Source organism: Myxococcus sp. MxC21-1 (assembly GCF_032612255.1).
Taxonomy (GTDB): Bacteria; Myxococcota; Myxococcia; order Myxococcales; family Myxococcaceae; genus Myxococcus; species Myxococcus virescens.
In genome coordinates this window covers 8,000,081-8,025,555 of sequence record NZ_CP123278.1, presented here as the reverse complement: position 1 = coordinate 8,025,555, position 25,475 = coordinate 8,000,081, and the positions used below count along the sequence as shown (strand labels likewise).

Genomic DNA, 25,475 nt, shown 5'->3' with positions numbered 1-25,475 from the left:
CGGGGAAGTTCGGTGTGAATGCTGCGACGACTCACCCTCGCAAGAGACGCGTACAGGTGAGCGCCGTTGGGTGATTCCGCTTCGAGCCTGGGGCCGGGTCCGGCCTCGCAGCGCTCCTCGAAGTCAGCGGGGAACCTACGAAAAGGACCCCTTCATTTCAACGAGAGACTGCCGCCCCGGGGGGCAGGCGGACAGCCTGCTCCATCCACTTCCAGGCGCCCACCTAGCGAGGGAACGTGGCGAGCGTGAGGGACTCGGGAGGGACGGCCAGCTCCTTGGGCGCCAGCGCCACGCCGGACAGGTAGCGCCAGCCGGTGCCGTCGTGGCGGAAGTCGGAGCGCTCCACGAAGGAGCGGTCCTTTCCCTTCTCGAACACCTTGGCGAAGAAGAGCACCTGCGCCAGTCCGTCCGCGTCCGGTTCCCGGCGGTCCATCACCACCAGCTTCGGGTACTGGTGCGCCTGGGCGAAGGCGCGCAGCTCGCGCAGCACCTCGTCCTGGGGTCGCGCGCGGTCCGGGTGGCTGGGGTGCAGCGTCTTCCACAGCCAGGCCACCTCGCGCAGGGCGAAGGCGCTGTAGCGGCTGCGCATGAGGCGCTCGGCGTCGGGCGGCTCGGCCTCGCCTCGGTGGAAGGGCGCGCAGCACTCGCGGTAGCGCAGGCCGGAGGAGCAGGGACAGAGGGGGGCAGGGGGCATGGTGCGGTCCGAGCCTACCCGTCCCGCGCGGGCCGTGGGTGTTCGTGCGTACAGAGGCGGTGGAACACCCTTGCTGGGCGGGGAGAGCAGGCATACATCCGGGGGCCGCACCCTATGAGCCTCCTCGAAGCCATCGTCCTGGGTCTGGTCCAGGGTCTCACGGAGTTCCTTCCCATCAGCTCCACGGCGCACCTGCGCATCGCGCCGGAGCTGTTCGGCTGGAGGGACCCGGGCGCGGCGTACTCGGCGGTCATCCAACTGGGCACGGTGGCGGCCGTGCTCATCTACTTCCGCAAGGACATCGTCTCGCTGGTGGCGGCCTTCTTCCGGGGGCTGGCGCGGCGCGAGCCCTTCGGCACGCTGGAGGCGCGGCTGGCCTGGTTCGTCCTGGTGGGCACGTTGCCTGTTGGCATCGCCGGGCTGACGTTGAAGAAGTTCATCGAGAACGAGTTCCGCTCGCTCTACGTCATCTCCGGAAGCCTCATCGTGCTGGCCCTCATCCTCCTCGTGGTGGAGAAGCGGGCCTCGCACCAGCGGACGCTGGCGGACATGCGGTGGAAGGATGGCATCCTCATCGGCATGTGGCAGGCGCTGGCGCTGATTCCGGGTGCGTCTCGCTCTGGCACGACGCTGACGGGCGGCCTGTCGCTGGGGCTCAAGCGCGAGGATGCGGCACGCTACTCGTTCCTGCTGTCCATCCCGGCCACCACGCTGGCGGGCGTCTTCGAGCTCAAGCACCTGCTGGAGGCGGAGACGCGGCCTTCCGCGATGGCGCTCTGGGTAGGGACGCTGGTGGCCTTCGCGTCGGGCATGGCGGCCATCGCGTGGCTGTTGCGCTTCCTGCGCACGCGGACGACGTTGGTGTTCGTCGTATACCGCGTGGCGCTGGGCGTGCTGCTGCTGGTGCTGCTCCAGACGGGGAAGCTGAGCCCGATGTCGGGAGCGGAGAACGTGGAGGTCCCTGGCGAGCCGGGGACTCCGCCGGTGGAGAAGCAGATTACCGACTAGCGTGAGAGGACGTGGGCCGTGAGTGTGGAGGCGCTGTTCCAGACACTGGAGTCACGGCTGTCCTCTCGGCCGGCGCGTGAGGTGCACCTGCCGGGGTGGACCCTGCGGGAGGCCTCGGTGCTGGTGCCGGTGTTCGAGCGGGACGGCGTGCCCCACGTGCTCTTCACGCGCAGGCCCGCGACGCTGCGGACGCATGCGGATCAGTACAGCTTCCCCGGGGGAGGCCGCGACCCCGAGGACGCGACGCCCCTGCACACGGCGCTGCGCGAGACGGAAGAGGAGCTGGGCATCGACCGGCGCGGCGTGCGGGTGCTGGGGATGCTGGATGAAGTGCCCACGATTTCGCAGTACCGGGTGCGGCCCTTCGTGGGGGTGATTCCCGGGGACGGGAAGTACCGGCCGAGCGCGGAGGAGGTGGCCTTCATCCTGGAGGTGCCACTGTCGGGGCTGTTGGACCCGTCCATCCTCCGCGTGGAGCAGAAGGAAATCATGGGCGCGGAGCGGGACCTGTACTTCTACACGTATGGGACGCACGTCATCTGGGGCGCGACGGCGCGCATCCTGCGCGACTTCCTGAACCACGTGACGCAGGTGCCTGGCGGGGTGGGGTAGGGCGCCGTCGCGTCAGGGCAGGCGCGTTCGGAACTGGAGCCAGGGGACGAGCTCCGGGTGCTTCTGCTCCACCTGTGTCTTGGGCAGGGCGTGGGCCAGGGTGTTGAGCGCGTTCTTGAGTCTTCGCATGACGAGGAGCTTCTCGATGGGGACGGCGCGGAAGTCTTCCTGCGCCAGTGCCATCCATCGTGACGCTTCCTCCAGCGACATCGTCGTGAGGCACTGGATCCACGCGACGATGGGCTCGGAGTCGAGGACGGGGTCACCTTCGCGTTCGCCCAATTCGGAGATCAGTCCTGCCCGCAAGTTCATCGCCGAGAGCATGAATGAGTGCTCTGTAGCTCCCGAGGGAGGTTGTTTCGCGAGGGCATCGTAGATGCGAAGGGCGACGTGGGCCCAACCGGGGCTTCTTTCCTCGCGCGCTCTCGCTGCGATGGTGAACGCAAAGACATCCCAGTTGAAGGGCTCGCCTTCAATGGGCCCACCCAGGGTGACCCTGTCGAGCCATGGATTCACTTTCGAGAGGGGCCATTCCAGGACGTCGTCAAACAGGTCACGAGTCGGGTTCATTGGGCAGGTCCCTACGGGAACAAGATACCGGCTCGGGAGAAGGCCTGTCTGCCGATTTCCAGCGCTCTGGCACTCGTGGCTGCGGGAGCCCCGAAGAGGTAGTGGCCACTGTGAGGCGTGATCTCCACACCTGTGCGTAGCATGCCATGGGCGGCGATTTCAGCTTCGCCTGCTGCGAGCACTGGGCGTCCTCCGCTGGCGACCGCGTGCGAGATTTCTTTTGTTCGCCATGTGTGAGGGACAATCAGTAATTCCCCCTCCGCAGTCACCACCCACTTGATGGAACCGTTATTCACATACCGTAGAAAGTCGGGGTCTGTGACTCGGACGGGGCGAACGCCTACCAACCGCGCGATTTTCTGCTCGTTGTCCAATAGGTGAGGGCGTTGATTCTCAAGGAGCTTCGTGGGAGCGCCGTCCAAGGAGGAGGGCACGACTGCTCCTCCCGGGCCGCGAGCAGTCATGGCGACCGCATTGGGCGCGAGGACCACGGTCATGACGCCCTCCGCCACGGTGATGGAGCGCACGCCCCCTGCCATCGCCGCGGATAGCCGGAATCCCGCCTGAGTCTCGGCGGCCAGGGCCGCGCTGGCGAAGCCGGGCAGCGTCGGTCCCTTGGAGGCCATGCTCGCGGCTCCACCACTCAGCGCCGCCGTCAGCGCGAGGATGAGCACGCGCGCTCCGTTCTCCCCCATGACTCGGCCGAAGCGGTGCCCCGCGTCCTCCAATTCCTGGAACGACACCGCTCGTTCAGCGTCCGCGGACAGTCGCTGCCAGCCCTCCACGAGACTCATGAAGGCGTCCACGCCGAGGTAGGCGAGGACGAAGGTCGTCAGGGCGACGGCGACGACCTTGGTCACAGGCTCCGGCGCGACGATGAGAAGCATGTACGCGGCCATCGCCGACGTCAGCATTGCCTTGAGCGCGAGCGGGTTGACGACCTCCTTCACGGCGTCCTGTACACCGTCCCACACGCCATCCCAGGCGAAGGCGAGCGCCATCTGTCGGCGTGCCTTTGCATCCAGGAAGGAGAAGCCCCCCTCCAGGAGCGTGAGGCACTCGCCAGGGCTGTCCTGGCGGGAGCGCCAGGCGCCGTAGTCGTGTCCGGCACCTTGGGGCTCCGAATCCCACGACGCGAGCCGGACCCGTGGGCGCTCCGCGTCCTCTCGAAGGGAGAAGCGCATGTCGAGCACGAGCCGGGTCATCACCTTCCGGAACGCGCCTTCGTCCACTTCAACCGGCTTCGCGTTTCTCGGCGGGAGGTAGACGATGGGCTCGCCCTGGCCCGTATCCAGGCGCACGACACGCGGTGTCGCGGAGCCCACGAGAAGCACGCTCAAGAGCAGTGCACCTGCTCCACGCAATGACATGTCGTCCCCTGCCGCACGCCCCCCGCCCGAGGGAGCACCCGTCAGAGAGGTAGCATGCGCGTCTGACGATGAGCGGGACGCGCTGGCTTGCGTGGTGGCACCGATGCAATCTCTGGCCTACGGGCCCCACCTGCGGGAGTGCGCAGCGTCAGACCAGACGTGACCTGAACTGGAGCCAGGGGACGAGCTCCGGGTGCTTCTGCTCCACGTTCGTCTTGGGCAGGGCGTGGGCCAGGATTTTGAGCGCGTGCTTGAGCCTGCGCATGGCGCGGAGCTTCTCGATGGGGACGGTGCGGATGTCCTCCTGCGCCATCCACTGGGCAGCCTCCTCCAGCGAAAACGTCGTCAGACGCTGGACCCACGCGACAATCGGTTCGGCATCGAGGACGAAGTCGCCTTCGCGCTCGCCAAACTCGGCAATCATCCCTGAGCGCAGGTTCATCTCAGAGAGCCTGAGGGAGTACTCCTCCTCGTCGGAATGGCGTTGTGCGAGGGCTCCGTAGACGAGCAGTCCGATATGCGCCCACCCCAAGCTCCGCTCTTCGCGCGCCCGCGCGGCGATGGTGAAGGCGAAGACGTCCCAGTTGAAGTGCTCGCCATCTACAGGCTCCCCGATGACGAGCCCGTCGAGCCACGCTCGCAACCGCGGTAGTGGCCAGCTCAAGGCGGTTGCAACGAGGGAAGGGTTCGTTTTCATGGCGCTTGGTCAGGGAGGGAACGTGATGCCGTACCGAGCGAAGGCCTGCCGTCCGAGTGCCAGTACTTTGTCGCTCACGGCTTTGGGGGCCCGGTTCATGTAATGCCCGCTCCGAGGCGTGATTCGAACGCCAAAGAATGTGGTCCCATGGATGGCAAGTTCCGCCTCACCAGCCGCCAACACAGGACGTCCGCCACTCGCGACCGTGTGCGCGATTTCGAGTGTGCTCCATTTTTCAGGGACGATTCTCAGATGGCCCTCTTCGGTGATGACCCATTTCACCCGTTCCTCGCTGGCATAGCGTGCGAACTGGGGTGAATCCACACTGGCGGGACGGACCCCGAGCTTGCGGGCCAGCTCCAGCTCCGCAGGAAGGCGTTCTGGGAGTTGATTGTCGAGAACCTGCGCGGCCCCCGTGCCGTCAGTTCGTGGCGCGTTTGAGCTTCCAGTGCCGCGAGCAGTCATGGCGACCGCATTGGGCGCGAGGCCCACGGTCATGACGCCCTCCGCCACGGTGATGGAGCGCACGCCCCCTGCCATCGCCGCGGATAGCCGGAATCCCGCCTGAGTCTCGGCGGCCAGGGCCGCGCTGGCGAAGCCGGGCAGCGTCGGTCCCTTGGAGGCCATGCTCGCGGCTCCACCACTCAGCGCCGCCGTCAGCGCGAGGATGAGCACGCGCGCTCCGTTCTCTCCCATGACTCGGCCGAAGCGGTGCCCCGCGTCCTCCAATTCCTGGAACGACACCGCTCGTTCAGCGTCCGCGGACAGTCGCTGCCAGCCCTCCACGAGACTCATGAAGGCGTCCACGCCGAGGTAGGCGAGGACGAAGGTCGTCAGGGCGACGGCGACGACCTTGGTCACAGGCTCCGGCGCGACGATGAGAAGCATGTACGCGGCCATCGCCGACGTCAGCATTGCCTTGAGCGCGAGCGGGTTGACGACCTCCTTCACGGCGTCCTGTACACCGTCCCACACGCCATCCCAGGCGAAGGCGAGCGCCATCTGTCGGCGTGCCTTTGCATCCAGGAAGGAGAAGCCCCCCTCCAGGAGCGTGAGGCACTCGCCAGGGCTGTCCTGGCGGGAGCACCAGGCGCCGTAGTCGTGTCCGGCACCTTGGGGCTCCGAATCCCACGACGCGAGCCGGACCCGTGGGCGCTCCGCGTCCTCTCGAAGGGAGAAGCGCATGTCGAGCACGAGCCGGGTCATCACCTTCCGGAACGCGCCTTCGTCCACTTCAACCGGCTTCGCGTTTCTCGGCGGGAGATAGACGATGGGCTCGCCCTGGCCCGTATCCAGGCGCACGACACGAGGTGTCGCGCAGCCCACGAGAAGCACGCTCAAGAGCAGTGCACCTGCTCCACGCAATGACATGTCGTCCCCCTGGCGTGTGCTCCGAACCCGCGGGAGCACTCGTCAGGAGTTAGCACCTGGCTCTGACGACCCGAGGAGGTCCGGAGGCATCGGACCCCCTCCGTTGCAGCTCACGCCTTCTGCTTCTGCTCCAACTCAGCGCGCAGCTTCTCTTCCCGCGCGCGCAGCTCCGGGGTGAACTCGGCGCCGAAGTCCTCGGCCTCGAAGACGGGGCGAATCTCCAGCTCCGACTCCTCGCCGGGCATGGGGGGCGGGCAGCGGCGTGCCCACTCCACGGCCTCTTCCATCGACTTCACCTGCCACATCCAATAGCCGGCGATGAGCTCCTTCGTCTCCGCGAACGGACCGTCGATGACGCTCTTCTTGCCGTCCGCGAACCGGATGCGCTTGCCCTTGTTGCTCGGGTGGAGACCGTCACCGGCCAGGAGCACGCCCGCCTTCATCAGCTCCTCGTTGTACTTGCCCATCTCGGTCATCAGCTTCTCGTCGGGCATCACATTGGCTTCGGAGTTCTTCGTCGCCTTCACAATGACCATGACGCGCATCGGTTCTTCCTTTCGGTTCGGGAGGCGCTGCGTCCTCGTTCAAAATGGCGACGAATAAGCTCGAAGCGGATCGACACGCGGCGAAAAAATCGCGAGGCAGGCTGGCTCGCGGCTCAGGAAAGCCCCAGGAGTCCAAGAAATATCAAGGGGTTGCGTGAGATGCCGGGCCGACTGAGTGGCTGCGAACCTCGCCCATGGCGCAACGCGAGCGATGCGTGAGGCTCAGCCCACCGCGCCGAGGGCTGCGCCCCGTGGGCCCTTGCATCGCCTCTTCGCCTTGACGCTCGTTTCGCCCGCGCCATGTCGGCCCAGGTGAGCGCGGCGGCCGGGCCCAGCGAGCCCTCTGCGCGCGCCTCCCATGTGGCGTTGTAATGCGTTGATGCCGGCCTCACCGTCCCGAGAGGCGCCGCCATTGCGGGGGGCGCGCCGGGAGCCGGACAGGGTACGGGGCGCACGGAATGAAGGGGGCAGGCTTGTGTGGCGCACTCTCACGCTTGATGGCGATGCCTCTCCATAGTTGGTGTTGGGGTTGGTGTTCGCGACCTTGGTGGTGCCGCCGCGCATCCCCGTGGACGGCGATGACACCGCGCCATCGCATTCCGGGAGCACGTAGCGCCTCTGGGGCGGAACGATGCAGCGCAAATCCGATTCGACGGGACCCGGAGGTCCGCCCGGCGGAACACGGGCGGCGGCGCTGCTCCGCCGCCCGGCGCCGCGCGTGGCTACGCATGCGACTGCTGGGCGCGGCGGACGAACCACTCCACCTGTTCGGCCAGCGCCATGATCTGGTCGCCGCTGGCGGTCCCCTCCTTGCGCTCGCGCGCCTCCAGCAACTGCCGCTTCACGCGCTCCTTGATGGGCCCGATGCTCAAGCTGCCCGGGGCCTGGCTGGGGGGGAGTCGAGCAGGCTCTGCGCGAACTTCTGGACCAGCGCCTGCGCGGGCACGAACGTGAACATCCGCTCCCCGTACCACTTCAAGTACAGGCCGGCCTTGGGGCCGTACTCGAACGGGTCCGAGCGCAGGTTGATGTCGGTCATCATCGCGACTTCCTTCGCGATGCGGTCGATGTTGGGCGTGAGGTACCCCATCATCCCCTGGTTGTAGGCGCTGATGTTCCAGATGCCGATGTCATCGCCCCAGATGACCAGGATGTTGGGCTTGCGCGACTGCTTGCCGTTGCCGTTTCCATTGCCCGTGGGTTTCGCCTTGCTTGCCATGTGTTGCCTCCTGGGCAGGAGGTGTGCACGTGCCACCGCGGAGACATGGTTCTGGAGGAGGGGACGGGAAGGACGTCAGCGCGATCCCCAGCACGGTGGAGAGCATGTCCCGCGCCTCCGAGGAGGTTGCCTGCCAGGCGACGCCGCGCAGAACCCTTGCCGCGAACACAGGGGGCGCCACGAACACCACGCCCAGGCATGCCCCAACCACCGCGCCCACCACGGGGGTGAGCCACAACCGATGCCTCAGCCACCATCGGAGCGGCGGTGCATCTCGCGGAGGACCGGACCTGGGGACTCCACGTCCCAGGGCTGTGCGGGGGAGTGCCTGGATGCCCGCCATGCGCAGTACCTCCGCCACGGCACTGGCCCTGAGCCAGTGCGCTCAGACCGACCGAGCACGGCGACCGGGCCTGCTTCCCGGCTCCAGCGACGGGGCTGCCCCCAGAGACTGGGAACGCTCATGCCCGGCGGCAAGACGCCCGCGAGGGCCCGGGGGACTGGGGCCCGACAGCCCCTACGCCCGCCTAGAACTGCAGGTACACGTACGGCCGCGTCTCCACGGCGGACAGGTGGCGGATGCCCAGGCCGAGCACCACCAGCACCGCGGCGCGCACCGGCACGGGCATGCGGACGAAGAGGTCCGACGACACCGTGTAGAGCTTCATCGGCACGGCATGGAAGAAGACGGCCGCGGCCAGCATGCCCCACACCAGCGGGCTCACGTTGGCGATGCCGGGCACGCCCGCCATCATCCGTTCGTAGAACTCGCCCGCGTGCGCCATGTCCGCTGCCCGGAACACCACGCGCGTCAGCACGACGATGGTGAAAGTCGTCAACATGCCCAGCGCCACGCGGGGGATGCCCGGGGACTCGGGCTTGCCCACCGACCACTCCCAGCAGCGCGACACACACAGCGCCACGCCGTGCACCGCGCCCCAGACCGCGAAGCGCCAGTCCGCGCCGTGCCACAGGCCGCCCAGCACCATCACCGTCATCAGGTTGAACAGCACGCGCGGCTTCGACACGCGGTTGCCGCCCATCGGCCGGTACAGGTAGTCGCGCAGCCACGTGGACAGGCTCAGGTGCCATCGGTTCCAGAACTCGCCGATGTTCTTCGCCAGGTACGGGCGGTTGAAGTTCTCCGGGAACTTGAAGCCGAACAGCGCCGCCACGCCAATCGCGATGTCCGAGTACCCCGAGAAGTCGTAGTAGAGCTCGAAGGTGTAGGCCACCGCCGCGACGATGCACTCCGCGGAGGCGTACTTCTCCGGCGCGGCGAAGACGGGGTCCACCAGTCCCGCGCCCAGCACGTCCGCGATGACCAGCTTCTTCACCAGACCCACCGCGATGCGGAAGAGGGCGTGGCCACCGTCCTCGGGCGTGAGGCTCGGCGTCTGGCGGAATTGCACCATCAGCTCCGACGCCCGGACGATGGGGCCACTCACCACGCGCGGGAAGAAGAGCAGGTACAGCAGGTGCTCGATGAACGAGTGCTCCGCGCTCGCCTTCTGCCGGTACACGTCCACCGTGTAGCTGATGGCCTGGAAGACGAAGAAGGACAGGCCCACCGGCATCAGCAGGTTGAAGGGCTCGGCGCGGACTTCAATGCCCCACGGCGCCAGCAGCGACAGCAGCGTCTGCCGCAGCATCTCCAGGTACTTGAAGCCCGCGAGCAGGCTCAGGTTGGAGACGACCGACACCGTGACGAGCGCCTTGCGGACCCCCTGTGACTGCGCGCGGGCCATGCCCTTCACGCACAGGTGGTCTACCGTGACGCCCACCAGGAAGATGAGGATGGGGAAGGGCGTGAAGACCGCGTAGAACAGGAGGCTGGCCACCAGCAGCACGCCGATGCGCGGCCAGTAGTGCCGGTGCACCGCCCAGTACAGGGCGAACACCTCGATGACGAAGATGAGGTACTGGACGCTGTGCGACAGCACGTCAGTTGTCCTCCACGCGCGAGGTGGGGCCTGCCTTCTTGTGGGCCTCGTACGCCGTGAGCAGCTCTCGGGAGAAGGCCCCCGCCAGCCGCGCGTAGCCTTCCGGTGTCAGGTGGACGCCGTCCGCGTGGCCCAGCGCGGGCTGCGTGCGCTGCCAGCGCAGCATGGAGCGCTCTCCGCCCATGGCCGCGCGCGTTGACCAGTACGCGCACCCCGCGTCCTTCGCCACCTGCGGCAGCGTGTTCAGCACCGGCGCCAGCGAGGGCGCCTCGCTCCACCGGCCGTTGGCGTCCTGCGTGAGCCGGTCCGTGGGGCCCATCACCAGGCACTCCGCGTTGGTGGCCTTGCGCAGCCGCGTCAGCAGCTCCGTGTAGTCCCGGCGCAGCGCCGAGGCGTCCAGGTCCGGCCGGCCCGCCTCGTTGGTGCCGTACCAGAACACGAGCAGGTCCGGCCGCCGCGACGCCAGCTGCGCGTCCACCGACGCCGCGTCCATGGCCCCCAAGGTCGAGGCCGTGGCACCGGGAAGGCCCAGCGCGTCGTACACGACGCCCGGCGTGTCGTATTCCAGGGACGCCCCCAGCACCGTGACGTTGCCGTCCTTCGGCGCCGTCACCTCCACGGTGTGCGAGGACCCCGTGACGGGGAACGAGCGGATGCGCACGGTGGGCGCGGTCAACGGCTCCGGCGGAGGCGCGTCCGGCGGCAGCAGCTCGCCGTCAATCGCGATGTCCGGCGCGCGCACGTCCGGCGCGTCCAGCGCGTACAAATCCAACCGGCCCGAGGTCTCCTTCGCCTCCGGGCAGTCCTTGCAGAACTGGATGCGCAGCTTCGCGCCCGGACCGCCCACGGCGCGGATGCCCGTCAGCCCCCACAGGCCGCCGGGGGCGCGTCCTTGGCGGCGTCCTCGATGGTCCAGTCCCCTCCAGTGCGCGCGCCACACCCGCGGGCTCCAGGCGGGGGAGGCCTTGCCGGCGGCGATGAAGCCCCGGCCCGCGGCGCCGAAGCGCTTCGTCAGCACCTCGCGCACCGCGTCCGTGAAGTAGTGCGACGCGGTGTGCGAACCGCCCAACTGCGCGACGCCCACGCGAAGGGCCTCGCCCGCCTCGCGGCGCTTCAGCTTGTCGAACGTGCGCGCCAGCGCGGTGTCCGCGTTCTGCAGGCCGGCCGGGTCCACCGCGGCCACCAGCGGCGCCCGGCTCTTCGCGAACGCACGCTGAAGGGACAGGTCGAAGAGGTGGCCCAGCAAATCCGAGCCCCGGGCGCGCGGGTGGACGAGGTCGTCCAGCATCAGCCCTTCCTCGAGCCAGCGCAGCGCGGAGCCCTCGCCGCCCATGGCGGCATAGGCGTCCCAGAACGCGCAGCCGGCCGCGCGGGCCTCCTCGCGGTAGATGGCGCCAATCTCCTGGGTGCCCCGGCGTGACACCACCTCGCCGCTCATGGTGCGCACACCCGCGTCGATGGGGGCCATCAGCAGGCACGCGGCGTTCGGCACGTTGGTGCGCACGCGAGACATCAACTCCTTTATCTGCGCGCGCACCTCGTCCAGCGTGGTGCGGTCTCGCGAGTAGAAGAAGGCCTCGTTGCCGCCCACCATCATCACCACCAGGGACGGCTTGCGCTGGCGCAGCTGCGCGCGGAAGGCGGCGGGCTGGGCGCGCAGGTACACCTCCGCCATTCCGCCCAGCAGGCCCACCGTGTCGTAGACGACGCCCGGCGCGCCCGACTCCAGCGTCATGCCGTGCAGCTCCACCTTGCCGGACGTGGTGAGCGTCAGCGACTTCGCCCCCTGCGGCAGGGTCACGCGGGCGAAGGCCGCCTCCGACTTGTTCTTGGAGAAGCCCCGCGTGTGGATGCGCTGGAGCGGCTTGCCGTCCACGGAGAACTGCACGGAGCCACTGGCGGGCTGCGCCAGGAAGAAGAGCTCCGCCACGCGCGAGCCCTCCACGTCATAACGCGTGCTCTGGGAGCCCTTCTCCGAGCTGAAGGCCACGCCGGTCCAGCCCACCCGGTCGCGGGGCCACTTGGAGTCCACCAGCCGCTCGATTTCCCAGCCGTCCGAGCCTCGGCCCGAGCGCGTCCAGCGGCCCGCGCTGGCGGGGCGGGTGATGAAGAGGAAGCCCTTGCCGCCCGCGCCGAAGCGCTCCTGGAGCCGGTCGCGCACCAAATCCGTGATGTGGTCGGAGGCCACCAGCGAGTCGCCCAGGTGCACCACGCGCACCGGCGTGCGCCGGGCGTCCTCGCGCAGCTCGGCCAGGGCCCGGGTGTAGGGCGCCAGTCCGTCCTCCAGGCAGCTCCCGTCCGGCCCCGCCTTGCGGCAGTTCAGCTCGATGTCCACGTGCTGGGAGCCCATGCGCTCGCGCAGGGCCTCCAGGTCCTTCGCGCGGGCCAGGGTGGGGGCGCTCAGCTCCTCCAGGCCGATGCCCGGCGTGGTGGGCACGGCGGGCAAAGGCTCCGCCACCAGGGCACCGGCGTCGGCGGGCTCCTCCTCTTCCGTCTCTTCCGGCGGGCGTTTGGCGGCGCCCGCACCCGCCGTCATCACTTCTCCGGGCGGACGCGTGGCGCGACCGCCCGACAGCGAGGTCGGTAGGACGAGCGCCACCAGCTTCTCGGGCAGGGGACCCCGCTGGAGACTCGGGAGGGGCCGGAGGGCGTCTGAGACCGGGGCAAGCGACAGCCCCAACGCCAGTGCGACGGTGAGGATGAGCGTCAGCCCGGTGGATCTGGCCTTGAGGAAGTCCAACAGCGCGGCATGAGACTGGCTTTTTGGTGGCGGGTCAAAACTCTCACCTCCCTTCGTGGCTTCGCCGTCTGGAGGGCGGGCAGGCGAGTCCCTCTTTCCCGGCGAGGCTGAAACGGTATGGTGCGCCGCCATGGCCGCCGGCTGGGTCCGGGGCCTTCAGGAGTGCAACACCCGCAATGGCCCTCTACCCCGTCATCATGGCCGGAGGTTCCGGCACCCGCTTCTGGCCGCTGTCCCGTCAGGCGCGGCCCAAGCAGTTCCTGCCGCTGGCTTCCAAGCTGCCGCTCATCACCGATACGTCCGCGCGCCTCAAGGGGCTCGCCTCGGTGAAGGACACCTTCATCGTCTGTGGCCCCCTGCACGCGAAGGCCGCGGCGAAGCTGGTGAAGGGGCTGCCCAAGGCGAACCTCCTGGTGGAGCCGGTGGCGCGCAACACCGCGCCCGCCATCGCCCTGGCGGCGGTGCAGGTGGCCGCGCGCGACCCCAAGGGCGTCATGGTGGTGCTGCCTTCCGACCACCACGTGGCGGACGTGCCCGGCTTCAAGCGCACGCTCGCGGACGCGGCGGACCTGGCGGAGGCGGGGCACATCGTCACGCTGGGCATCAAGCCTTCGCGCCCGGAGACGGGCTACGGCTACATCCAGGTCGGCAAGGCGCTGGAGGGCGGTGGCCGCAAGGTGCAGGCCTTCAAGGAGAAGCCCGACCTGGCGACGGCGCGCGGCTACGTGTCCTCCGGTGACTACCTGTGGAACGGCGGCATCTTCGTCTTCCGCGTGGACGTCATCCTGGAGGCCTTCGCGAAGCACATGCCGGAGATGCAGAAGGGCCTGGACGCCCTGCGCAAGGCCGCGGGCAAGCGGACCTTCGGCGCGGTGCTGAAGAAGGTGTTCCCGAAGCTGCCCTCTACCTCCATCGACTACGGCGTCATGGAGAAGGCCTCCAACATCGCGGTGCTGCCGGGTGACTTCGGCTGGTCGGATGTCGGCTCGTTCGCGGCGATTCCAGAGGTGCGCCCCGCCGACGCCCACGGCAACGTGGTGTCCGGCAACCTCGCGGTGGTGGTGGACTGCCACAACTGCGTGGTGCTCGCCGACAAGCGCCCGCTGTCCGTGGTGGGCCTCTCCGACATGGTGGTGGTGGACTCCGGCGACGCGGTGCTCGTGGTGCCGAAGGACAAGAGCCAGGACGTGCGCAAGGTGGTGGAGGCGCTCAAGGCTCGCAAGCTGACGAAGTACCTGTAGGCGTCCAGGTGGGGCCGGGTGCGCTGGAGAAACGCCCGGTCCCCACCCGGGAAGAATTACTGGCCGCGAACCCCTGATTCACCGGTGACCTCGGTCAGTTGGGGGCTTGCTCTGTCGATGAGTGGACAAGGGTCCTCTGCACGCCGGTTGCAAGGCCCCCACCGCCTGCCCCGCTCCGGGGCGACAGAGGGTGGTGGGGTATGGCCTGCATGCGGTGTGACGTGGACCATCCGGCCGGGGCGTCTTGCTCGGCGGTGCATGACGGCGTCGCCGTGTCAGCGAGCTGCCTGGAAGGGCAGCGGCACGGGCCGCTCCTCTTCCGGCGCTGGTTGGGGGCGGGGGCGCTGGGCACGGTGTACCTGGCGGAGTACCTCCCCACGGGGCACCGCTTCGCGGTGAAGGTTTTGCACCCGCACCTGGCGGCGCAGCCGGCCATGCAGCGCCGCTTCTACGCGGAGGCGCATGCGTTGCGCGAGCTGGTCCACCCTCACGTGGCCCGCGTGCTGGACGCGCGCCCAGGGCCCGGCGGTCTGCCGTGCCTGCTGATGGAGTACGCCGACGGTGAGTCCTTCTCCCGTCTTCCCATGCCGCTGGCGCCCGTGGAGGCGGTGGAGCTGCTGGGGCAGACGCTGGAGGCGGTAGAGGCCGCGCACGCGCGCGGGCTCATGCACTGGGATTTGTCCGCGGACAACCTGGTCCTCACGCGGGATGCGCGGGGGGAGCGCCGGGTGAAGGTGCTCGACTTCGGCGCCAGCGCCATCCTCAGCTCCAGCCTGTCTCCCGAGGAGCGGGCTCGCGGCATGGTGGTGGGCTCGCCGGCCTTCATCGCGCCCGAGCAGTGGTCCGGTGAGGGCGTGGATGGCCGCGCGGACGTGTATGCGCTGGGCGTGGTGGGCTACCTGCTGCTCACCGGGCGGCTACCCTTCGGCATCGGCCGCGCGGGGGAGCTGGCGCCTCCGGAGCCGCATGTCCTCAATCCCTGCGTGCCACCCGCGCTGTCCGCGGTGCTGCTGCGGGCCCTGGCGCCGCGGCCCGCCGAGCGCTTCCCGGATGCCCGCGCGTTCCGAGAGGAACTGGCGCGCTGCATGGACCCGCGTGCCCGCGCGGCGGAGCGCGAGGCGGCGCTGGTCGACGACGTGGAGCTGCTGGTGGACATCGACATCACGTTCGATGAGGAGGCAGCGCCCGTGCCCCAGGCGCCCATCCTGCTGCTGCCGGAGATGCGCGTGCCGGAAGGCAACGTCACCATCTTCGGCCAGGCGATTCCAGAGGACGGTGCCACGCCGCTGCACGGCGCTGCGGGCGGCGGCCCATGCGGAGCCGGTGCTGGAGGCGCCGGCCCCGCGCGTCGCCGCGCCCGAGGGGTTGGACGTTCGCGTGCGTCTCGCGGAGGGCTGGGCGCGGGTGGTGGCCAACGACGTGTCGGTGGATGGCTTCTTCGCCGCGTGGGATGGCGCGCTGCCGCCGCTGGCCGCGCGCCTGGGCGTGGAGCTGTCCTTCGCGGGACGCACCGTGACGTGCGAGGGCGACGTCGTCCGCCATGTCACGGGAGACGAGGCCCGGACCTGGGGCGTGGCCGCGGGCGCGTTCATCCACTTCGCCGAACCCGCGCCGGCGCTGCGCCAGTGGGTGGCGTGGATGCTGGAGGAGGGGCGCCGGCCGGAGCCGCGTCCCGATGGGGAGCTGGCGCGGCTGCTCGCCCGGGCCGCGGAGGCCGCGAAGGACCCGTATGTCCTGCTGGGCGCGCGGCCCGACGCCGACTTCGAGGAGATTCGCCGCCGGGCCAGCGCCGCCCTGCGCCGGCTGGAGGGCTTCCGCGCCCGTCCGCTGCCGTCCGGGCAGCGCCGCGCGCTGGAGGCGCTGCGGGGGCGGGTGGAGTCCGCCCGCTGCACCCTGGGCGAGCCGCTGAGCCGCGCCGGCTTCGACGCCGTTCGGGGCAACCTGCCGGGGCTGGCCCGCTGCGTGGAGGCAGGGCTGCCGGACGAGGAGGTGGAGCCCCTGCGCCACGCCTTCCTGTCGGCCCGGCCGGGCTCGGAGGCTCGGGCCCGGGCCCTCTTCACCCAGGGACACGCGCTGGAGGCGCAGCGGGCCCTGCGCGCAGCCCTCTCTCGCTATGCGAACGCGCTGGCGTTGGATCCGCTCAACGTGTCGTGGCTGCGGCACTACCAGGAGCTGCGCCAGCGGGCACAGGGGCTGACGCCTTCCATGCCCCCTGTACCTCATGAGGGGACCATGCCCCCCTCGGCCCTGCTTCCGTAGCGCGGGGGCCTTTTCCGGCCCCTTGGCCCTCCAACGGGCCAGGGACGCCCTCGGGTCGGGTGCCCCCCTGGCCCGCGCTCGTGTAGAGTCCGCCGCCCTCTGCCATGCCCTCCGTCGTCACGGGGGCGGGGACACCTTCATGAACGCGCACATCTTCCGCGAATACGATATCCGAGGCCTGGTCGATAAGGACCTCACCACCGAAGTGGTGGAGCTGCTGGGCAAGGGCCTGGGCACCATCATCCGTCGCCAGGGCGGGCGCTCCATCGCCGTGGGCCGCGACTGCCGCGAGTCCTCCACCCGCTTCCGGGACGCGCTCTGCGCGGGCCTCACCTCCACGGGCCTCAACGTGTTCGACGTGGGCGTGGTCCCCACGCCGCTGACGTACTTCGCCGCCAACACCCTGCCGGTGGACGGCCTGGCGATGATTACCGGCAGCCACAACCCGCCCGAGTACAACGGCTTCAAGATTGGCGCGGGGAAGACGACCTTCCACAGCCATGAGATTCAAGCCCTGCGCAAGCTCATCGAGGCGCGGGACTTCGAGGTGTCTCCCAAGCCGGGCACGGTGACGCCGTACGACATCATCACGCCCTACAACCACTTCGTCCGCCAGACGGTGAAGGTGGGCCGCAAGGGGATGCGCATCGTCATCGACGCCGGCAACGGCACGGGCGGCGCCATCGCGGTGCCGCTGTTCGAGAGCATGGGCTTCGACGTGGTGCCCCTGTTCTGTGAGATGGACGCGACGTTCCCCAACCACCACCCGGACCCGACGGTGGTGGAGAACCTGGAGGACCTCATCGCGGCGGTGAAGCGCGAGAAGGCCGAGGTGGGCATCGCCTACGACGGCGACAGCGACCGCATCGGCGTCATCGACGACCAGGGCAACATCCTCTGGGGCGACCAGCTGATGGTGCTCTTCAGCCGCTACGTGCTGAAGGAGAGCCCGGGCGCGGCCATCGTCGGCGAGGTGAAGTGCAGCTACACGCTGTACGACGACATCGCGAAGCGCGGCGGCAAGCCCATCATGTGGAAGGCCGGGCACTCGCTCATCAAGTCGAAGATGAAGGAGACGCAGGCGGAGCTGGCAGGAGAGATGAGCGGCCACATCTTCTTCAAGAACCGCTACTTCGGCTTCGACGACGCCATCTACTCCACCGCGCGCCTGCTGGAGATTCTCACGCACGAGAAGGCGACCATGTCGGAGCTCCTGTCCGACGTGCCGAAGACCTACGCCAGCCCGGAGCTGCGCTTCGACACGAAGGAAGAGAAGAAGTTCGAGATGGTGAAGCGCGCCACGGAGACGCTGCGCGACGCGGGCCACGACATCATCGACGTGGACGGCGTGCGCGTGACGTTCCCCGACGGCTGGGGCCTCATCCGTGCCTCCAACACGCAGCCCATCCTGGTGCTGCGCTTCGAGGCCAACACGCCCGAGCGCCTCAAGGAAATCCAGGCCCTCATCGAGGGCACCGTGGAGAAGGTCAAGGTCGAGGTCGGGGGCTGACATGACGACGCCGCGCATCCTCGCCATCAGTGGCAGCCTCCGGACGGGGAGCTTCAACCGCCAGCTCCTGGCCATCGCCGTTGCCCACGCCCGCTCGCTGGGCGCGGAGGTGGACGTGGTGGACCTCAAGACGCTGGAGCTGCCCCTCTACGACGGCGACGTGGAGGCCAAGGCACTGCCCGCTCCCGTGGAGGAGCTGCGCGAGCGGCTGGGCAAGGCCCAGGGCCTGCTCATCGCCAGCCCGGAGTACAACTCTTCCATTCCGGGAGGCCTGAAGAACGCCATTGACTGGGTGTCCCGTCCACCCGGCAGACTCTTCCAGGAGAAGTGGGTGGCGATGATGGGCGCCACGCCCGGCGTCTTCGGCACCGCGCGCATGCAGCCGCACCTGCGGCAGGTGATGGCCTCCGTGGGGGCGCACGTGCTGCCCACGCAGGTGCACATGGCCCGCGTGTCGGATGCCTTCACCCCGGACGGGAAGCTCAAGGACGAGGCGCGCCAGAAGGAAGTGGAAGCGCTGGCGGCCGCGTTGGTTTCCAAGCTGAAGCCCTGAGAGGACGCGCTCATGCCAACGCTCGGAATCGACCTGGGGGGGACTTTTGCCCGCGCCGCCGTGGTGGACGAGGTTGGCAAGCTGATCGCCTCCTCGAAGGTGGCCCTGGTGGAGCGCAGTCCTTCAGGGGTCGTGGAGACCATTGCCCAGGCGGCCTCGGACGCGGTGATGGTCGCCGGTGTGCCGCTGGGCGCGTGTGGTGTGGCGGCCGCCGGGCAGATTCACAAGGACTCGGGCGTGTTGTCGGTGGCTCCCAACCTGGGCTGGCGCAACGTGCCGCTGGGCGCGCTGCTCACGCACCGGCTGGGCCAGCCGGTGCGCGTGGTGAATGACCTGCCGCGGCGGCGTGGGGCGAATTCCACGCTGGCGCGGGTCGGGGCTCCCAGGACATGCTGGTGGTGTTCGTGGGCTCGGGGGTGGGGAGCGCCATCATCGCGGGCGGGCGGCTCGTGGACGGCGGTGGCGGTGTGGCGGGCGAGCTGGGCCACATCAAGGTGGTTCCCGGCGGCGCCGCTGCGGCTGTGGTGAGCTGGGGTGCCTGGAGGCCTACGCTGGTGGCCACAACCTCATCGCGCAGACGCGGGAGTTGATCGCCAGCGGTGGTGCGCCGGAGGTGGCGCGGCTGACGGGTGGAGACCCGGCGCGCATCACCCCGGTGACGTTGGAGCAGGCGGCGGAGGCGGGCGACGTGGCGGCCGGCGAAGTCTATGAGCGGGCGGCGCGGTTCCTGGCCCTGGCCGTGGCCAACCAGGTGACGATGCTCAACCCGGCGCGGCTGGTGCTGGGTGGCGGCGTGCTGAGACACTGCCCGGGCTTGCGGCGCCGTGTGGAGGAGGGCGTGCGCGCCTGGTCCTCCACCACGTCGCGCGAGGGCCTGCTCATCGCGGACGCGGAGCTGGGAGACGACAGCGGTCTGATTGGCGCGGCGTTGCTGGTGAAGTAGTCCGCGCCCCTTTCCGGAGGAGGAGGCATTCCATGGCCGAGCACAAGGGCATCGTCACGTTCAAGGGGCAGCCGGTGACGCTGGTGGGGGACGAGGTGAAGGTGGGCGACGCCGCTCCGGACTTCACCGTCTTCAAGGGACTCAACGACGCCGTGCGGCTGTCGGACGTGAAGGGCAGCGTGGTGGTGTTGAGCGTGGCGCCCAGCGTGGACACGCGGGTGTGCGCGGCGCAGCTTCGCGCGTTCAACAAGGAAGCCACGGCGCTGGGGCCGGACGTGAAGGTGTGGTTCGTCACGCTGGACTTGCCCTTCGCGCTGGGGCGCTTCATCGGCGCCGAGGGCATCCAGAACGTCACCACGCTGTCGGACTACAAGGACCGCGAGTTCGGTGAGAAGTACGGCGTGTACATGAAGGAGCTGGGGCTGCTCGCGCGCAGCACCTTCGTGGTGGACCGTGAGGGCAAGGTCGTGTTCCGGGAGATTGTCCCGGAGATGACGCACGAGCCGGACTACGACGGCGCGATGAAGGCGGTCCGCGCGGCGCTGTGATGGAGGTTCAGCCGCGCTCCGGCGGTTTCCAGCGCCGCAGCGCGGTCTGCTGCTCGTAGGGCTGGGGCGACGGGTAGGTGATGAACTCGATGATGGTGCCCCAGGGGGCCCGGGCGTAGCAGAAGGCGTTGCCCGGGCCTTTCTCCAGTGCTGGCAGTTCGTGGGGGCTCGAGAAGACCTCGCCTCCCGCCGCCTGGAAGCGCGCGAGCGCTGTGTCCATGTCGTCCACGTAGACGGCCAGGTGCTGGATGCCCAGGTCGTTGGGGCGGGCGGGTGGGCGCTGCTCGGGGGCTGCGTATTCGAACAGCTCGAGGCTGGGGCCGTTGCCCAAGCGAAGCAGCCGCATCGCGCGGATGCTGGAGCCGGGGAGGAAGCGCAGGCGTTGTTGCAGGTCCGGGCCTTCCTGGGGCGGCTGGCCTTTCACCAGGCTGTCGTAGAGGACTTCGGCGCCAAGGGCCTCGATGAAGAAGGCCGTTGCCGCTTGGAGGTCCGGCACCGTCACGCCGACATGGTCGATGCCGCGTACTCCGGGAGAAGCCGATGGCATGGCGCGCACGCTCCTGAAGGGGATGGAACGCGAGACTGCTGGGCTGCTCCACGGTGCGGCCATGTGAAGTGCCGCGTCAATGTGCGGTGTCCCTTGGGGCGGGCCGGTGTTCATTCATGGGCGGAGGGGCAATGTCCGCTGAGCAGGGGCCATCCAGGCGGCATCTGTCATTTACCGCCAGGTCCCCCGCTGGGGCCCTGGCGCTCCAGTGCTTCTGTTTGAATCCGTGCCATGTCTGTGCCGACACGAAAACAGAGCCTTCGCTTGTTCAGGCCACGTTCTGCGTTGCTATGGGGCTTGTGGGCGTCTGGGTGTGTGTCTGGACGGCCCGAGGTCGTGGACTCGAGGTACTTCGCTCAGGCCTCGGTCGCGACCTGCAAGCCGGGCGAGTCCTCTGTGGTGTGCTGTATCAAGAAGTGGGGTCCCGAGAGCTGCGGAGTCAGTGCGGCGGAGGCGGCGGGACTCCTCAATGGCGCGGGAGTTCTCAACGAGGCCGCGCAGGCTGCTTCAGAAGATGCTGCGGTGTCGGCCGACGCGGGATGGAAGCAGCACTGCATGGACACCTATGTCGCCTGCAGGAATCAGAAAGGGTGGGAGGGTGACTGCTACGAGTGTTTCCGAAATTGCGAGGGCCAGCGTGAATGGCCGTTTCATCTCTGCTGGCGAAGGGGCAAGGTCCGTTGATGCGTGAAACGCATGACTGGGACAAGGTCGCCGCATTGGAGCGTCAGCTGGCTCGTGAGGAGGTGCTGGAACTCACGCCCGAGGTGATGGAGTTGCTCCGCAGCGTCGCACGAGATGTCGTGGTGCCCGATGCGGAGGTCCAGCGAGCACTGATGACGCCTGCTGGGTGCGTCGTGCTGGTTCGCGAAATACGCCGCCGCATTCGAGAAGGTTCGCAGCGTTTGATGCGCGCCATCTCTGAGTCCAATCGCCTCGTGGAGGCGGGGGACACGACCGGCGCCCGAAAATGCCTGGAAGACGTGCTCGCTGTGGAAGTCGTTCCCCTCTACCGCCAGCACGCGGAAGCAGAGCTCAGTCACCTGGAGTGACACGAGAAACCCCGCCCCAGTGCATCTCGGCACCGGGACGGGGTGGGGTGTGGGTGAAGCAGGCTGCGGAGCGACTACAGCGTGGGCGTGCCGACGCGGTTGCTGCAGTACGCGCTGGAGCCGCAGGTGGTGCCGACGTTGGCGTACCAGGCCGTCTTGCGCGTGCCGTACTGACGGTTGTCCGCGTGGACGTGCGCGCCCGTGGAGTTACCCGTGGAGCCCACGAGGCCCAGCGCGCAGCGGTCGCACGTCTTGGAGCCCGACGACACGTTGGAGTTCAGGTGGAGCTGGCGGAAGTCCCAGCCGCTGCCACCCTTGACGACGTAGTAGTTGCCCGCGCCGCCGTTGCAGCTCGTGCCGCCGCTGCAGTTGTTCGCACAGCCGCCGTAGTAGGCGTAGTAGCGGCTGACGTTGATCATCCCGCGGTGGTTCCACACGCTGCAGGTGCCGTTACTCATGTCGAGCGCGTTGTGGCTGCTGCCCGAGCACGAGTAGTACGTCGTGGAACCCACGCGCGCGGCGGTGTCACAGATGGGACCCACGGCCGTCGCGGCCGTGACAGAGGTGGCCCAGCCCGCGGCGGCGAGCACCAGGCCCGCCATGGTCAGCTTCATCGTCTTCATCAAGAGACTCCCTCGTTGGTGTAGCGCTGCGTACTGCGGTGAAGCAGGGGTCACCTCCGGCGGCGCTGCTTCTCGCGCAGCACCAGCTCCCACTCCTGGAGGTTGAGCTTCAGGACGGACACCCAGGCGTCGATTTCCGCATCCATGGCGCGGTCCACGCCGCGCAAGGACTCCAGCACGGGCACCGCGTGGGCCTGCCCCAGCCGGGCAATCCCCTGGAGCGCCGCCTTGCGCACCGCCGGGTCCTTGTCTTCGCGGAACAGGTCCACCAGCGAGCCCCGTGCGCCCGCGGACTCGCCGCCGGGCACGCCGCCCAGCGCCGTGGCCGCCGCCGCGCGCAGCTCCGGGTTCTCCGAACGCAGCTGACGCGTCACCTGCTCCACCGCCTCGTGGCCCACGGCCTCCATGGAGACCTCGCGCAGCAACTTCGCCGCCACCGCAGGGTCCTCCGACGCCGCCGCCACCGACACCGCCGCTTCGGACACCCGGCGGTCATGGCCGCTGTAGACGTCCGTGCTCTCGGAGACGATGTTGTCCGCCACCGCCGCGCGCACCTCGGGGAGGCGTCGCGCACCAGTTGCTCGTACGTCACCACGCCGCCGTTCTTCTCCATGAACTCGACGGAGGGCACGCCGCGCAGGCCCCGCACCGCCGCCGCGCGCAGCGCCGGGTCCGAATCCCCGGTGGCCCGGGCGAGCAGCGGCTGGATGAGGCCGGGGTTCTCCGCGTTGCTCGCCTTGGTGGCCAGCGCCGCGCCCAGGGCCTCCAGGACCTCCGGGTCCCGCTCACCTTGCAGCGCCGCCAGCAGTGACTCCGCGGGCATGGCGAGCGCGGCTTCCTTCAGCCGCATCTTCACGTAGCGCTTCAGCGCGGGGAGGAGCCGCTCTTCATCGCCACGCGCACGTCGTCCAGCATGCCCTGCACCGTGCATTGCGTGGGGCGGAGCGTCGCCTCGGCGCGCGCCGTCACGGGCGTCAGGGACGAAAGGGCCACCAGGAGCGCCGCGCGCCCCATTCGCTTCATCGACAGGGGGGACATCAGTGCGGCGCTCCTTCTTCGACCAGACAGTTGTGGTGCTCGCGCTTGCCCAGCCAGATGCGGGCGAAGTCCACCGTGCCCGACGCGTAGAGGGCTTGGAACTCCAGGTAGTCCTGGGTGAAGCGCGGGTCCTTCGCGGCGAACTGCTCCAGCATCGGCAGCGCCTTGTCGCCGCCCGCGCGCACGGCGAAGCGGAAGATGGCCCAGCGCACGCAGAGGTCATGCTCGGCCAGGAAGGCGGCGCGGAGGATCTCCATCGCCTTCTCCGGCTCGCTGGTGACGCCCAGCCGGAAGGCCGCCATCTCCCGCACGTCCCGCTCGCGGTCGCTGGAGAGGATGCGCTTGAGCGAGTCGAAGGACTCCGCGCCGATGACGGGGTTCGAATACGACGGCATCTCCAGCGCGAGCAGCCGCACGGCCATGTCGTCGGACGTGCCGCCGATGTCCAGGAGCTCCTTCCAATAGGGCTCGAAGGTGCCGGTGCGCTCGTAGTCCTCCTTCATCACCCGGCCCAGCGTGCGCGTGGCCACCCAGGCGGTGGAGTCCAGCGTCTCGTCCAACGCCAGCTTCTTGAGTCGCTGGATGTCTCCCGGCGCCAGCTTCCGTTGCGTCTCCAGGGCGTCCAGCGCGGCGGAGCGCGTCTGCAAGGGCGCACCTGGGTCCTCGCCCAGCTTCAGCAGGCTCTGCGCCACCTGCGGCGCATGCACCGCGGGCGCGGCCTTCAGCGCGTCCATGTAGATGCCCAACTCCGGTCCGCTGGCGCCCTTGGCCCACTCCAACACCTGGAGCGCGCGGGCCGCGTCGTTGCCCACCAGCTCCGTCAGCCGCTCCTGGAGGTAGGCCGCCAGGTACCGGTCTCCGTTTCCGATGGCCGTCGTCAGCGCCTTCCGGAACGAGTCCATGGACACCGCGGCGTCGAAGGCATGCAGGCCGTCCCAGCACCCAGGCATGGGGATCTGCTCCACCGCGGGCTCGGGCTCCGAGGGCGTGGCGTCTGGGGTGCCGACACCGGGCGTACCGCGAGGGCCGGAGGCCGCCGAGGGGGAGGTCTCGGCCGGTACGGGCTCACCGGGAAGAGAGGGGCCAGTCCGTGGCCACAGCAACGCCACGGCCGCAGCAACCAGCAAGACGCCTGCGGCCACGGTCCAACGAAGGTTTCTGGAAGTCATCAGGGGAGGGGCTGAGTCAGTGAATCCTGCGAATTCTTGGATACTTTGAATTTGAGGGCCTTGGCAATGGGGGCCCACAGAACTCAGCCTGCGCGTCGCGTCATCGCTTCAAGGGAGACAGAAATGTCCACGGCACGCACGGTTCGAATGGGTGTCATTGGCGCGGGCTTCGCGCGCACCACGCAAATCCCCGCGCTGCGCGCCTTGCTGGGCGTGGAGGTGGTGAGCCTGGCCAGTGCGCGGCGCGAGAAGGTGGAGGCGGCGGGCCGGCAGTTGGGCGTGCCGCATGTGACGACGGACTGGCGTGAGGTGGTGTCCCGGCCGGACGTGACGTGCGTGTGCATCTCCACGCCGCCCGCGCTGCACCGGGACATCACCCTGGCCGCGCTGGAGGCGGGCAAGGCGGTGCTGTGTGAGAAGCCCACCGCGTTGGATGCGAGGGAGGCGGAGGCCATGTGGCACGCGGCGCGTGAGCGGCGTGTCCTGGCGCTGCTGGACCATGAGCTGCGCTTCCTGCCCGCGCGGCAGCGGATGCGAGCCCTGCTGCGTTCTGGTGAGCTGGGCGCGGTGCGCGGCGCGCGTGTCTTCTATCGCAACGACAACCGCGCCTCGCCGGAGCGGCCGTGGGACTGGTGGTCGGACGCGTCGCAAGGAGGCGGGCTCCTGGGCGCCATCGGCTCACACTCGGTGGACACGCTGCGCTTCATGCTGGGCGCCGAGCCCGACGAGGTGCTGGGCGAGCTGGCCACGCACACGCCCGAGCGGCCCGATGCGCTCACGGGACAGCCGCGCCCGGTGACGAGCGACGACGAGGCGCGGCTGCTGCTCCGCTTCGGGGCGACGACGGCCGCCATCGAGATGTCGATGGTGTCCCCCGGCAAGCCCGTGCACGGCGTCGAGGTGTCCTGCGCGCGCGGGGGCCTGCGCGTGGAGGGCCGCGAGCTGTGGCGCTCCACGGTGGGAACACGTTCCTGGGAGCGGGTGGCGCTTCTCGAGGAACCGCCGCTTCCACCCGGCCTGCCGGACAACGAGTGGGCGCGCGGCTTCCTGCTGCTGGCCCGAGCATTCACCCAGGCCCTGCGCGAAGACCGCGCCTCGGTGGAGGACGCGGCCACGCTGGAGGACGGCTGGCGCAACCAACGGGTGTTGGATGCGGCTCGGCGCTCACATGTGGCGCGCCAGTGGATTCGCCTGTCCTCCGGGACGTAAGTGCTCCCCGCCCA

25 protein-coding genes, 3 pseudogenes and 1 riboswitch are annotated in these 25,475 nt (G+C 69.2%); of the genes and pseudogenes, 11 read left to right on the top strand and 17 right to left on the bottom strand.

The features are described 5' to 3' along the window. Positions 1–51 precede the first annotated feature (51 nt). Positions 52–125: riboswitch (S-adenosyl-L-homocysteine riboswitch) on the bottom strand. A 98-nt stretch (positions 126–223) separates the two neighbouring features. Next, positions 224–694, bottom strand: a complete 471-nt coding sequence (locus QEG98_RS35805; RefSeq protein ID WP_140867906.1) for a YchJ family protein — start codon at positions 692–694, stop codon at positions 224–226. A gap of 114 nt (positions 695–808) precedes the next feature. Here QEG98_RS35805 and QEG98_RS35800 point away from each other — a divergent pair, with 114 nt between their 5' ends. Together QEG98_RS35800 and QEG98_RS35795 are read left to right on the top strand one after the other, a co-directional pair. Next, positions 809–1,702 carry an undecaprenyl-diphosphate phosphatase gene (locus tag QEG98_RS35800; protein ID WP_141256678.1) on the top strand — a complete coding sequence of 298 codons (894 nt, stop codon included), beginning with the start codon at positions 809–811 and terminating at the stop codon, positions 1,700–1,702. Between the two features lie 18 nt (positions 1,703–1,720). Next, complete coding sequence (locus QEG98_RS35795) at positions 1,721–2,314, top strand: CoA pyrophosphatase (RefSeq protein ID WP_316564503.1); 594 nt, start codon at positions 1,721–1,723, stop codon at positions 2,312–2,314. Between the two features lie 12 nt (positions 2,315–2,326). Here QEG98_RS35795 and QEG98_RS35790 read toward each other — a convergent pair whose 3' ends face one another. The 9 genes and pseudogenes from QEG98_RS35790 to QEG98_RS35750 all read right to left on the bottom strand — a co-directional run bounded on the left by QEG98_RS35790 (position 2,327) and on the right by QEG98_RS35750 (position 12,901). Beyond that, complete coding sequence (locus QEG98_RS35790; protein ID WP_316564502.1) at positions 2,327–2,626, bottom strand: hypothetical protein; 300 nt, start codon at positions 2,624–2,626, stop codon at positions 2,327–2,329. 269 nt (positions 2,627–2,895) lie between these two features. Next, positions 2,896–3,885: a hypothetical protein gene (locus QEG98_RS35785; RefSeq protein ID WP_316564501.1), complete on the bottom strand. Its 990-nt coding sequence runs from the start codon at positions 3,883–3,885 to the stop codon at positions 2,896–2,898. A gap of 517 nt (positions 3,886–4,402) precedes the next feature. Then, positions 4,403–4,951, bottom strand: a complete 549-nt coding sequence (locus QEG98_RS35780) for a hypothetical protein (protein ID WP_316564500.1) — start codon at positions 4,949–4,951, stop codon at positions 4,403–4,405. Positions 4,952–4,960: 9 nt separating this feature from the next. Further along, positions 4,961–5,953 (bottom strand): hypothetical protein, encoded by a 993-nt coding sequence (locus QEG98_RS35775; RefSeq protein WP_316564499.1) that lies wholly within the window; start codon positions 5,951–5,953, stop codon positions 4,961–4,963. A gap of 479 nt (positions 5,954–6,432) precedes the next feature. Beyond that, positions 6,433–6,867 carry a YciI family protein gene (locus QEG98_RS35770; RefSeq protein ID WP_090488332.1) on the bottom strand — a complete coding sequence of 145 codons (435 nt, stop codon included), beginning with the start codon at positions 6,865–6,867 and terminating at the stop codon, positions 6,433–6,435. Between the two features lie 722 nt (positions 6,868–7,589). Further along, entirely contained in the window at positions 7,590–7,739 is a 150-nt protein-coding gene (locus QEG98_RS35765) for a hypothetical protein (protein WP_316564498.1), read from the bottom strand. Then, positions 7,736–8,086, bottom strand: coding sequence for a hypothetical protein (locus tag QEG98_RS35760; protein ID WP_316564497.1), 351 nt, complete (start codon positions 8,084–8,086; stop codon positions 7,736–7,738). The genes QEG98_RS35765 and QEG98_RS35760 overlap by 4 nt, the downstream gene beginning before the upstream one ends. Before the next feature lie 527 nt (positions 8,087–8,613). Beyond that, positions 8,614–10,029, bottom strand: a complete 1,416-nt coding sequence (locus tag QEG98_RS35755) for an MBOAT family O-acyltransferase (RefSeq protein ID WP_316564496.1) — start codon at positions 10,027–10,029, stop codon at positions 8,614–8,616. Position 10,030: 1 nt separating this feature from the next. Continuing rightward, positions 10,031–12,901, bottom strand: a pseudogene (locus tag QEG98_RS35750) (GDSL-type esterase/lipase family protein). 44 nt (positions 12,902–12,945) lie between these two features. Here QEG98_RS35750 and QEG98_RS35745 point away from each other — a divergent pair. Together QEG98_RS35745 and QEG98_RS35740 are read left to right on the top strand one after the other, a co-directional pair. Beyond that, the gene (locus QEG98_RS35745) at positions 12,946–14,010 is read left to right on the top strand and encodes a mannose-1-phosphate guanylyltransferase (protein WP_316564494.1); all 1,065 of its coding nucleotides are present in this window, start codon (positions 12,946–12,948) and stop codon (positions 14,008–14,010) included. A gap of 200 nt (positions 14,011–14,210) precedes the next feature. Next, positions 14,211–14,879, top strand: a pseudogene (locus tag QEG98_RS35740) (serine/threonine-protein kinase); the annotation flags it as partial. A 48-nt stretch (positions 14,880–14,927) separates the two neighbouring features. On the opposite strand, the gene QEG98_RS35735 reads toward QEG98_RS35740, so the two are convergent. Continuing rightward, positions 14,928–15,302, bottom strand: a complete 375-nt coding sequence (locus tag QEG98_RS35735) for a hypothetical protein (protein ID WP_316568069.1) — start codon at positions 15,300–15,302, stop codon at positions 14,928–14,930. On the opposite strand from QEG98_RS35735, the gene QEG98_RS35730 reads away from it, so the two are divergent. From QEG98_RS35730 to tpx, 5 genes and pseudogenes are all read left to right on the top strand, one after another. Next, the gene (locus QEG98_RS35730; protein ID WP_316568068.1) at positions 15,286–16,269 is read left to right on the top strand and encodes a hypothetical protein; all 984 of its coding nucleotides are present in this window, start codon (positions 15,286–15,288) and stop codon (positions 16,267–16,269) included. The two genes, QEG98_RS35735 and QEG98_RS35730, sit on opposite strands and share 17 nt — an antisense overlap. A gap of 139 nt (positions 16,270–16,408) precedes the next feature. Further along, positions 16,409–17,779 (top strand): phosphomannomutase/phosphoglucomutase, encoded by a 1,371-nt coding sequence (locus QEG98_RS35725; protein WP_011556430.1) that lies wholly within the window; start codon positions 16,409–16,411, stop codon positions 17,777–17,779. A 1-nt stretch (position 17,780) separates the two neighbouring features. Next, positions 17,781–18,332 (top strand): NADPH-dependent FMN reductase, encoded by a 552-nt coding sequence (locus QEG98_RS35720; RefSeq protein ID WP_090488362.1) that lies wholly within the window; start codon positions 17,781–17,783, stop codon positions 18,330–18,332. A 12-nt stretch (positions 18,333–18,344) separates the two neighbouring features. Continuing rightward, a pseudogene (locus QEG98_RS35715) lies at positions 18,345–19,275 on the top strand (ROK family protein). A 32-nt stretch (positions 19,276–19,307) separates the two neighbouring features. Further along, positions 19,308–19,823 (top strand): thiol peroxidase, encoded by a 516-nt coding sequence (gene tpx / locus QEG98_RS35710; RefSeq protein ID WP_141593691.1) that lies wholly within the window; start codon positions 19,308–19,310, stop codon positions 19,821–19,823. Between the two features lie 7 nt (positions 19,824–19,830). On the opposite strand, the gene QEG98_RS35705 is transcribed toward tpx, so the two are convergent. Beyond that, positions 19,831–20,370: a VOC family protein gene (locus QEG98_RS35705; protein ID WP_316564493.1), complete on the bottom strand. Its 540-nt coding sequence runs from the start codon at positions 20,368–20,370 to the stop codon at positions 19,831–19,833. 641 nt (positions 20,371–21,011) lie between these two features. Here QEG98_RS35705 and QEG98_RS35700 point away from each other — a divergent pair. Next, positions 21,012–21,422: a DUSAM domain-containing protein gene (locus QEG98_RS35700; RefSeq protein WP_316564492.1), complete on the top strand. Its 411-nt coding sequence runs from the start codon at positions 21,012–21,014 to the stop codon at positions 21,420–21,422. Between the two features lie 74 nt (positions 21,423–21,496). Here QEG98_RS35700 and QEG98_RS35695 read toward each other — a convergent pair whose 3' ends face one another. Genes QEG98_RS35695 through QEG98_RS35675 form a run of 5 tightly spaced genes read right to left on the bottom strand, consistent with a single transcriptional unit; the run spans position 21,497 to position 24,225 of the window. Further along, positions 21,497–22,045, bottom strand: coding sequence for a peptidase M23 (locus tag QEG98_RS35695; RefSeq protein ID WP_316564491.1), 549 nt, complete (start codon positions 22,043–22,045; stop codon positions 21,497–21,499). A 50-nt stretch (positions 22,046–22,095) separates the two neighbouring features. After that, positions 22,096–22,452, bottom strand: a complete 357-nt coding sequence (locus QEG98_RS35690; RefSeq protein WP_316568018.1) for a HEAT repeat domain-containing protein — start codon at positions 22,450–22,452, stop codon at positions 22,096–22,098. Then, a complete protein-coding gene (locus QEG98_RS35685) occupies positions 22,416–22,901 on the bottom strand; it encodes a hypothetical protein (RefSeq protein ID WP_316564490.1) in 486 nt (161 codons plus the stop codon). The genes QEG98_RS35690 and QEG98_RS35685 overlap by 37 nt, the downstream gene beginning before the upstream one ends. Before the next feature lie 8 nt (positions 22,902–22,909). Then, positions 22,910–23,083 (bottom strand): hypothetical protein, encoded by a 174-nt coding sequence (locus tag QEG98_RS35680; protein WP_316564489.1) that lies wholly within the window; start codon positions 23,081–23,083, stop codon positions 22,910–22,912. Beyond that, complete coding sequence (locus QEG98_RS35675; RefSeq protein WP_410477892.1) at positions 23,083–24,225, bottom strand: HEAT repeat domain-containing protein; 1,143 nt, start codon at positions 24,223–24,225, stop codon at positions 23,083–23,085. Before QEG98_RS35675 ends, QEG98_RS35680 begins: the two co-directional genes overlap by 1 nt. Before the next feature lie 150 nt (positions 24,226–24,375). Here QEG98_RS35675 and QEG98_RS35670 point away from each other — a divergent pair, with 150 nt between their 5' ends. Further along, positions 24,376–25,461, top strand: a complete 1,086-nt coding sequence (locus tag QEG98_RS35670; protein WP_316564487.1) for a Gfo/Idh/MocA family oxidoreductase — start codon at positions 24,376–24,378, stop codon at positions 25,459–25,461. Positions 25,462–25,475: the final 14 nt, after the last annotated feature.